General features: G+C 48.7%; 11 protein-coding genes. 4 read left to right on the plus strand and 7 right to left on the minus strand.

Translation table 11 applies throughout. From position 1 onward, the window contains the following. Positions 1-98: 98 nt before the first annotated feature. From V6C93_RS31265 to V6C93_RS31290, 6 genes are all read right to left on the minus strand, one after another. Entirely contained in the window at positions 99-377 is a 279-nt protein-coding gene (locus V6C93_RS31265) for a hypothetical protein (RefSeq protein ID WP_333480582.1), read from the minus strand. Beyond that, positions 374-574, minus strand: a complete 201-nt coding sequence (locus V6C93_RS31270) for a hypothetical protein (protein WP_333480583.1) — start codon at positions 572-574, stop codon at positions 374-376. The genes V6C93_RS31265 and V6C93_RS31270 overlap by 4 nt, the downstream gene beginning before the upstream one ends. Further along, positions 574-753, minus strand: coding sequence for a hypothetical protein (locus tag V6C93_RS31275; RefSeq protein ID WP_333480584.1), 180 nt, complete (start codon positions 751-753; stop codon positions 574-576). The genes V6C93_RS31270 and V6C93_RS31275 overlap by 1 nt, the downstream gene beginning before the upstream one ends. 188 nt (positions 754-941) lie before the next feature. Continuing rightward, complete coding sequence (locus V6C93_RS31280; RefSeq protein WP_333480585.1) at positions 942-1067, minus strand: hypothetical protein; 126 nt, start codon at positions 1065-1067, stop codon at positions 942-944. 140 nt (positions 1068-1207) lie between these two features. Further along, positions 1208-1840, minus strand: coding sequence for a hypothetical protein (locus V6C93_RS31285; protein ID WP_333480586.1), 633 nt, complete (start codon positions 1838-1840; stop codon positions 1208-1210). Beyond that, the gene (locus tag V6C93_RS31290) at positions 1818-2270 is read right to left on the minus strand and encodes a hypothetical protein (RefSeq protein WP_333480587.1); all 453 of its coding nucleotides are present in this window, start codon (positions 2268-2270) and stop codon (positions 1818-1820) included. The genes V6C93_RS31285 and V6C93_RS31290 overlap by 23 nt, the downstream gene beginning before the upstream one ends. 295 nt (positions 2271-2565) lie before the next feature. Between V6C93_RS31290 and V6C93_RS31295 the strand changes: the two genes are divergently transcribed. The 4 genes from V6C93_RS31295 to V6C93_RS31310 all read left to right on the plus strand — a co-directional run bounded on the left by V6C93_RS31295 (position 2566) and on the right by V6C93_RS31310 (position 7746). Further along, positions 2566-3036 carry a hypothetical protein gene (locus V6C93_RS31295; RefSeq protein ID WP_333480588.1) on the plus strand — a complete coding sequence of 157 codons (471 nt, stop codon included), beginning with the start codon at positions 2566-2568 and terminating at the stop codon, positions 3034-3036. Positions 3037-3670: 634 nt separating this feature from the next. After that, the gene (locus V6C93_RS31300) at positions 3671-5290 is read left to right on the plus strand and encodes a DUF3854 domain-containing protein (RefSeq protein ID WP_333480589.1); all 1620 of its coding nucleotides are present in this window, start codon (positions 3671-3673) and stop codon (positions 5288-5290) included. Next, entirely contained in the window at positions 5236-7245 is a 2010-nt protein-coding gene (locus tag V6C93_RS31305; protein ID WP_333480590.1) for a primase-like DNA-binding domain-containing protein, read from the plus strand. Before V6C93_RS31300 ends, V6C93_RS31305 begins: the two co-directional genes overlap by 55 nt. Before the next feature lie 273 nt (positions 7246-7518). Next, positions 7519-7746 carry a hypothetical protein gene (locus V6C93_RS31310; RefSeq protein ID WP_333480591.1) on the plus strand — a complete coding sequence of 76 codons (228 nt, stop codon included), beginning with the start codon at positions 7519-7521 and terminating at the stop codon, positions 7744-7746. Between the two features lie 262 nt (positions 7747-8008). Here V6C93_RS31310 and V6C93_RS31315 read toward each other — a convergent pair. Continuing rightward, on the minus strand, positions 8009-8643 hold a 635-nt coding region (locus V6C93_RS31315; protein WP_333480592.1), incomplete at its 5' end, for a hypothetical protein.

Here is an 8643-nt window from a genome sequence, read left to right on the forward strand (position 1 = left end):
GTGAGGAAAATTATTAGCGTCGTCAGCAAGGCAAGAAGCTGGATAAGGTTTTCCCACTTTTGTTCCTCATCCAGCTTCATTGAATGAACCTCCTTCTCCTAATGCCCAATGTGGCGGTAACTGAAGCTGTTGGAAACGAAAGCCGTTCGCGCAACAATTTCCTCTTCAGGCATCTGCTCAATCTGTTCTGCCCAGTCTGAGTTAGGGTTGAGGATATTTGCTTTAGCAACATCACCCAATCCAGGGCGGGCTTGTTCTAGAACCTCAACTACATGAAGCTCTTTTGCAGTAAGTTCGCGTTCTGGTGGCTGTAGCAATGCCCAAATATCTGGATTTGATTCAGGGGTAATTTGAAAAGTTTTGGGTCGTTCTGTCATGCTTCCTCCTCCTCTTCGCCTGCGTCAAAGATGGAGTCCCATACTTCGGCATTCCAGCTAGCGCCTACGCTTTCGTCCGTTGGAGGTTCTTCAAAAGCGTCGGGGTCGCCTAGCATCAGACCTCCTAACTTTTGGGCTATCAGTTCGTCGTCTGGAGCGTCGTTGGCAGGAAGGTTGGGGTTAAATCGGATTCCCATTACTTCACCTCCTGCGTTATGGATTTACCTGCGTCGAGCCTCGCCTGAAGTACAGCACGCACTAGGGGCTTAAGGCGCATCGTGGCGTAGTTGGGAATGGGTTCAAGGCGTCCCTGTTGCTTTGCTGCTTCGTTAAGGGACGAGGCCTCGATGCGGTATTGGGCGAATGATTTTGGCATAATCGTTAGAGTCCTTGCGATTCGTAAAGAGCGGTCGTTTGGTTAGAGCTAGCGCTGGGAGTGTCCAGTTCGTCAGCGCTGGCATCTTCTCCGCTGCGGTCATTGCAAACACCTCAATAAATTTAGAATTCCGGATTCAACTAGGAATATGAGCAGTGTCCAGAAAAGCAGGCGATAAACTATCTGCATTAATCTCTTGCCATCAATCCAGCACCTAGAACGAATAGCCCAAAGGCAATGCCAACAGGCGGGAAAGCTAAACTGATAGCTCCGGCTGTGGCGGTCAAAGTTCCGATAGCTACAAGGTGAGACATAGTTTTCTCCTGGGATTTTTGTTGACTGTTGTTTAGGGTTTTCAGCCCTTGGATTTCGGCTTTAAAAGCCGAAATCTCTGCGGTTGATAGTTGAGAAAAATAGGCTTGAATGTCTTCTCCAATCGAGAAGTCTTCAAACTCTATTTCTTGACGAAAAAAGCCTTGACATCCACGTTGCTTTCAGCTAATCCCTGCTGAATCTGGGTTAAACGTTCGTTAGCTTTGCTAGCCCTAGCTCCTGGATTGACTCCATATTTCTGTCGCAGGAAGTCTAGCCCGTTGGCTTTAAGGGATTGGATTTGATTGAGCTTTTGCTGCCGCTCTAGGTCGCGATTTTCGTCGTAAGCTTCGTACACCAAAGCCTTACCAGCTTCCTTGGCAGCAATCAGCAGTTCGGCTTCCGCAATCCCAGATTTAAACTCGGTTTCAGCGTCTAACTGTAGCTGAATATCAGCGTTTTTTACGGCGTACACAAAGTCAGTGGAAACACCATATTCTTGAGCAATCGTTAAGGCTTCAGCTTTCGGTAAATGTCCGTTTTCGTTACCGTTATTCCTGTTACTACCACTACCGTTATCACTGGCTGCTGGCAGAGCAAAGGCATGAGCCATTTCTTTGATTTCAGGCGCTTTATTCAGCAATTCTTGCACTTTGGGCATTGCTGAATCAGGAATTTCATCCCACTGCTCTACGTCTGGGAATTCATTCAAAAGCTCAATTTGCAAAGAATCCAAAGATAAATTGTGTTGATTAGCTAAGTCGCTCAATTGCATTGTTCAATGTCTCCTCTGTTGCAAAAATGTGCGGGTTGAGTTTGGTAAATGTTTCGAGTTTTTTGAGGGAACGAAACAACTTGTTCTGTTTAACGAGATACTTCAAAACCAAAAACTCGAACCAGGTGAACGGGGGTTCATCAATGTAACTGACTTGTACATACCCACCTTTGAGCTTTTGCTCTAATTGCTTTTTGCGCTCAATTGGGTAATCGGGATTACGGTTTAATGCTCTATCCCAATAAGGCTTAATTTTTCGCGCAATCAGCCGATACTTCATCAACTGGCGATCGCTAATTCCCAACTCCTTCAACGCATCACTCAAAGAAATGTGGGATGGGTTATTTTGCCCTACTTCAATCCAATCTGTTGGGGCAATCCCCGTGATTCGGGTAACCTGCGGTGATACTTCGGCAAACGTGGCTCTCACCTCCTGAAATATTCGTTATGTAAAGCTTTCGGTTACTTAGCTCGGTCAGAGTTCGGTGATTTACTGCTAGAGCGGTGAAACTTCGACCAAGACAAGTCTTGAGGCAAAAAGTTCGGCTTTGGCGTTGGTATGGCTTCTGTAAGCGCTTCGCCGTTGCTTTACCGAATTTTTGCCTGACACTTGTTAGGATATCACACATTAGTGTGATTAACTCACATTAATGTGTAAAAGATTTGGAGAAAAAGCACAACACGCCATGAGGAGTATTATTGGATCAGTTATCGAGACGCATTAGGTGGCAAAAGACAAAGATCAAGCTCGACTGTCGATAATCATCCCGAATGACCTTAAGGAAACTCTCGAAGAATTAGCGGAGTTTCCTTATAAGAGCGTTACTAATGCGGCGGTTGTTTTGATGCGGGAAGCGTTGAATAACCGTTCTGGACAGCCAAAGCCTACAAAAGACGAGATTATTGAGGCGTTCATCGAGATGGAAGCCACCGATCTCATTGAGGTAGCTCTCAGGGCTTTAGAAAAACTGCATCTTGTAGAATTTCAGCCTGATCGTCTTAGTCAGTGGGCTTTAGAGCAAATCAGCGCTCAGTCCGAAATCGCACTGGAACGCCTTCAAAAAATCAGAGGAGGCGATCACATGACAGCCAAAGAGCTTGAAAAGCTGGCGCGGGTCTTTAAAACAACCCCACCAGAGGTCAAAAAAATTCTTCAGAGTGAATGTTGCAACAAGGAGAACTGCGATGCACATTGATGAACTACTCAAACACTGCGAACGCGAGGAGTTTCCAGAAGAAATCATTCTCATTCAGCTAGCTAATGCTTAGGAGAGCGATCGCGCAGTGCCACCCCTCCCTTGAGGCGGTGCGGGAGTGCAAGTCCCCGGAAGTCGCCTGGGCTAATGCCCATTTGTTGAGTTCACTTATGGAGCAAGTTTATCTCTCTCAAGCTCAAATCATATTAAGATCCCTATAGCTCATCTGAACTGCTTATGTTTCCAATAAAAATCCCGCCTTGAGAGCGGGACACAATTCAACAAATTTAAATTTCCCCTACCACTCACCTTTTCAAAGTTTCTCAGGCTAAACAAAAGGTGGTGCAGGAAGGCAAGAATCGCTTGTTTCATACTCTGACTGCCGCTTTGCAGCAGAGTGGCATTTCATGCCTAAGTCTAGCAGACTATTGGCAGATTTGTTCGCTCGCTTGGCAATCAGGTAAAGCCGTGAAAGCCAAAAATTGCGATTGACGGTTTGACGGTCAGACGGTCAGCACCGTCTTACTTAAACAATTGTGCCACTGCTTCAGCTTGTGCCACAAGACGATTTTTGCCTTCATAAGCAGCTCGGTAGGGGAACTGTCACCCTAACACCGCGCAGGAGGCGGCATTCATGGCATTTACATCTGAACCAACTTTTGACATTCGCAACTTTGCTCACCAGCTCACCCAAGCTAAAAAAGGACGATACAACTGCCCCAACTGCGGCAAACCTAAGCTCTCTATTGATCGGCATTCGGGCAAATATCAGTGTTGGGGCTGCTACGACACCAAAGCGATAGCGAAGCGCTGCTGCGAAGCGCAGATCGCCCGAATTCTCACCTCTCCTGAGCGGGAAGAACGGCGGCGGCAGGAGGAATCTGTTCGACTCGCCAACAGTAAGTCACCCCAACAGCGGGAAGCCGAATGGGTAACAGGCAGCAGGGTAGCCCCAGAAATTACTGCCAAAAATCTTCGTCACATCGATCATCCTCCGGCGATCGCGCAGTTACTCAATTGGAATTGGTACGGTCACACAGGCGGTTGGTATGTCTTCAGTTGCGACCCAAAAACTGGACAACTGGGTAAGTCCGGACAGTTCAAGCCTGATACCCCGATTCAATTTCCTGACCATAACGAGCAGCAGAAGTACCTTAGTTTTCCCAAGGGTGGCAAGTCCTCTGCGGTTTATCTGCTTCTAACCCTCAACTACTGGCAAACGATTAGTGAGCGGTTTAACGTCCCGATTGAGGATGCTGATATTATCCGCGCTCGCGAAGACCTGGGCTTTTGGCTGTGGGTGCTCAACCACCCAGAGTTACCGATTGTCCTCACTGAGGGCGCGAAGAAGTCAGCTTGCCTATTGTCTCACGGTTGGATTGCCATCTCTATCTCTGGCGTGTGGATGGGTCAGGAAGGCAAAGGCACAAAACTACACCCGTCAATCCGCCCGTTCATCGTGCCGGGGCGTCCGGTTTACCTTGCCTTTGACAGTGACATCATTGTTAAAGAGAGCGTGGAGGCGGCGTTACGTCAGCTAGGACGGCTAATTAAAAAGGAACGAGCTGAAATTTTTGTAACTCTCTGGCACCTCGACCAAGGCAAAGGCGTTGACGATTTAATTGTAAAAGAAGGTGCGATCGCCTTTGAGCAAGCCTTTGATGAAGCTCTGCCTTACAGCCAGTGGCTCAAGTCTCTACAACCAGACAACAACGGTGGCAACGGCAGTGGAAATCTTCGTGGAGGTGGCTCTGGCGGCAACGGTGGGGGTGATGATTCTGGCTCAACACCCGATAAAAGCAATCCAGAGTGGTTTTACGAGCGCATTTCCAAACAGCTAAACTTGCCCTTTGAAAACTGCGTCACTGCCCAAACCTTCGACGGTTGGGTTTATCGTCGCGAATTCGGCGCAACTGCTGGAGATTGGCGCGTAATTGACTCCGCTTTTTACCAGTGGAAAGAACACCTGGACTATTGGCAGCACCAGAAAGACACCCTCATCAATGCCCAAATCGCTGACGCTGGCGAAAAAGCTTATAAACTTAAGCACTCTAAGGAGTTTGGCTGGCAAGTCGTTAAGCCTTACGAAACCAACAGTCACAAGGAATCAGCCTTCAAGTACATCCGCAGCCGTCTTGATCGCTCTCTTGAGCTTCCATCCAACACGCACCTCGTGGCCTTCAAAACTGTGTCGTGGATATGCGAACGGGTAAGACTTTGCCCCACAGCAAAGAGCATTTTCTTACCAGCATGATTCCCTATGATTACGAGCCGGGAAAAGAATGCCCAGAAACCTTCCGCCAATTCATCGCTGAATCGTTTGGGGAGGATATGCTTCCCATCATTCGGGCGTTCACTTCAATGTTCCTCGATCCGACAGCTCCCTACGGACGTTTCCCCCATATAATCGGTCAATCGGGTGGTGGCAAGGGTACTCTGGGGCGATTCTGGAATAGTTTATGGGGGGAAGCATCTGACAGCGCTGTAAATTTTTCGGAAATAGCAACTCCAGAGGGCAGGCACCAGTTTCTGACGAACAAAAGAATTTTCGGATTCCCCGATGTGGGTGGCTTCGTCCAAAGTCCTCGCGCTTTCTACGAATTGGTAGACAATGGCGAACTTAGCGGTCGAGCCTTGTTTAATCCAGTTGGCTACATGAAGCGGTGGGATGTGCGGTTTTGGGCTGCCTCGGTGGATTTCCTGCAAATTGAGAACGCGGGTGATGGGTATGCGCGGCGAGCTTACCCAATCCCGGTTAAAGCCCGGAATGTATTGCCCGACCCAGACCTAAAACTCAGACTTGAGGCGGTCAAGGCTGATGTAATTTCCTGGGCTTTGGCGATGCCGCGAGAAGAGCGCGATCGCATCCTACTATCTGAGCCAGAAAACGAACGAGTCATCAACTTACGCCTTGATGCGGCTCTCTACAGCGACAGTACAAAAAGCTTTGTCGATAACTGCCTGCGTCCTAATCATGAGCCTGGGTTCATGCCCCATTACCTGTTGCATACGGTGTATGTCGCCTACTGCAAAGAACACGGTTACACGCCGCTGGGGATGAGTAAATTCATCAGCCATCTGAAGACGGTACTGCCGAACAACTTCGTGCAGCGGCGCTGGGGTCCCATGTCGAACGGGGATCGAGATCGGATACCGGCTCACTGGGAATATGTTACTACCCTGCCGGGAGCTTTTGTCAGCATAAACCAGAACAATGGATGGAGTGGCAGCTCTGAAAATGCTCCACCTCCCACAGATCCCACCTGGGTTTGCCGTAAGTCCAAGTGTGAGGAGGGCGGTCTAATGGAGTTTGCCGATTTTTGGAATCCACCCTCTCCTCCAGACGAGGATGGGGGTGATTGGGGTGATGGTGATAACAATCCTCATATACCTCCTACACCTCCCTCTTCCCATGAGGGTGTCCAGGGTGGATCAAAAAATCAAGCGGTAAGTAATTGTACTGTGGACAACCCAGAACAACGTGAAATCAAGGGTGTCCAGGGTGGATCAACTGTCCAACCAAGAGATTTAGCTAAAGAAAAATCAACGGTTGCAGTACTTGAAAAAATTGCTCCTGAAATTTCTCCAACCTCTATTTCCTCTGGTGGACAAAGGGTGGACACCCTGGACAAAAAATTAGAACAGGCAGTAAAAGAGCCGCAATCTCATACTGAACCGCAGTTCAAAGCACACGTTGGGTTGAAGTGGAATGAACCTTCATTGGGTGAGGAGCCTGACTACTCCACTTTTCCGCACCGAGCCAGTGACAATCTTCAGGCAAAGATTAAGCAAGCCTTCAGGATTAAGGAACAGCTTTTGTCGGCTAACAATAAGGATGATCTGGCTGCTGCCAAAGGGGAGCACGGAGAAAATCAAGTCAACTGGGTGCGGTGTACCCTTTTGACTGAATCCGAACGAGAAAAAGTTCGGTCAACAGCCCAGACTGAGCAGTTAAATTTGCTTGAGCAAAGCGATAGCCGCAGCCGCGAAGATTTTCCCCAGTCAAGCGACCCTTGGCTAGAACGAGAAAATCTCGCGGACATGGCACAAAGTTTAGATAATTGTCCCGACCGCTCCATCTTGGCTGATTTACGCCTTTGCTGGCCGCCCTACGCGATGAATGCAGCCTGCAAATTGCTTTCTGCCGAGAAACACGCCCAGATCAAGCGATGGGTACTGGAGCTGAACCAATTGGCAGCGGGTGATTAATTTCTCCCGACTCGATAAGAAAAAATAATCTTTTGTTGGGCTAGCTGCTACCTTGTCTCCATCCTCTCATGAGGAGCGGCTTGCCGCGTGTCGGATGCGCCTGTCCTATTGTTGTCTCGCTTCCAGTCGCGTGGAATTTAACTTGGGATAGCTCCTGGGTGTGAGCGTGATGCAGTGTTGGGGGTGAACCATCCGTGAGCGCTTTTGTATCCAGTTGACGGAGAACTCCGTTAAGATTTCCGTTATGGCTGATGCTCTTGAACCAGCGACAGTATGGGTGAAGCTAAACGACGAAAGAAATTAGATCCAAACTATGGGAAGCCAAAACCTATTGATTTAAACAGCCTGTTTGCTCACATGGCACGAAAGTATGGTTTTATCGAAACGCCAGAAGAATTTGCTTTTCTGGTGGCAAAGGAGCTTAAGAGTATGGGTTGGGAGGTGGGCCTAGATGAAAAAGGGCATCTTACTGGTGTGACTCTGACGCTGCCGGGTGAATGAAGTTGAGTCGCCGCCACTAGGAGGTTAACTGTTTACCCCTGCTGATAGCCGCGGCTTCATCGGAAAAGTTCGTGTCCTGCCAACAGGACACATGGGAAGTCCTTTCACATTCCGCTCGACCGAATTGTGAAAGGGCTGGGGCTGACGGGCGTAAGTTTCCTTTGGCTTGGCGGAGCGCACGCGCTTCCTGTGGACTAGGGAGGATTTGAAAGATCTTAGGGAGCGACTCCAATCCGTTATACCGGATTGGCGACGTCTCCACTCAACGTTCAATTTGGGGCTTCTGTTGCGGCAACTGTTGGGGTAGCTGCTGTGCTGCTGCTGCAATCTGGGAGAAATTTTCCACGTCTTCTGGGGTAATCCCTTGAGCGAACAGCACTTTTCCACCTTTATACCGAGCTAATGCCCCTCTCTGGTGATGGTTCAAAAAGAGTTCCTCTGTTTTTGAGTCGTAGACGAGTTCATGGAAGTTACCATCGAGAACCCATCTTCCTGGCTCCACTTCTGTGCTTCCCGTTCTATATTGATTCCAAACAAGAGCGATGTCGGGATACATCTGAATAGCGAGTTCAAGAAGAAGCCTATTCGTAGAAATTGGTTCTGGCCGCTTCTGGTATGAAAGGCTTGATGGAGTTAGGTTATCTGGTTCATCTGGTTCAATCGTTGCAGAAGCTTCAGTAACAGAAAGCTCCCGTTGGTTAAAGAGCAGATCGAACAGTTTTTGGTAGGCAGCGATTTGAGTGCAATCGGCAATTGGGGTTGGTTCCTCCTTCTGGTTTTGGGTTGATGGCTGGTCTGTCTCCATCAGTGACGAGATGGAGGTAGAGGGCGGTTGATTTGTCTCTAGTGGTGGGAAAGTGAGGGACACCAACTCACCGACTGCTGCGGCTTGTAACG

It is taken from the genome of Allocoleopsis sp. (assembly GCF_036703385.1).
Taxonomy (GTDB): domain Bacteria; phylum Cyanobacteriota; class Cyanobacteriia; order Cyanobacteriales; family Coleofasciculaceae; genus Allocoleopsis.

Bases quoted from the DNA above. Each gene is read 5' to 3' on its own strand.
- V6C93_RS31265 (WP_333480582.1), bottom strand. From the start codon at position 377: ATGACAGAACGACCCAAAACTTTTCAAATTACCCCTGAATCAAATCCA.
- V6C93_RS31270 (WP_333480583.1), bottom strand. From the start codon at position 574: ATGGGAATCCGATTTAACCCCAACCTTCCTGCCAACGACGCTCCAGAC.
- V6C93_RS31275 (WP_333480584.1), bottom strand. From the start codon at position 753: ATGCCAAAATCATTCGCCCAATACCGCATCGAGGCCTCGTCCCTTAAC.
- V6C93_RS31280 (WP_333480585.1), bottom strand. From the start codon at position 1,067: ATGTCTCACCTTGTAGCTATCGGAACTTTGACCGCCACAGCCGGAGCT.
- V6C93_RS31285 (WP_333480586.1), bottom strand. From the start codon at position 1,840: ATGCAATTGAGCGACTTAGCTAATCAACACAATTTATCTTTGGATTCT.
- V6C93_RS31300 (WP_333480589.1), top strand. From the start codon at position 3,671: ATGGCATTTACATCTGAACCAACTTTTGACATTCGCAACTTTGCTCAC.
- V6C93_RS31305 (WP_333480590.1), top strand. From the start codon at position 5,236: ATGCGAACGGGTAAGACTTTGCCCCACAGCAAAGAGCATTTTCTTACC.
- V6C93_RS31310 (WP_333480591.1), top strand. From the start codon at position 7,519: ATGGGTGAAGCTAAACGACGAAAGAAATTAGATCCAAACTATGGGAAG.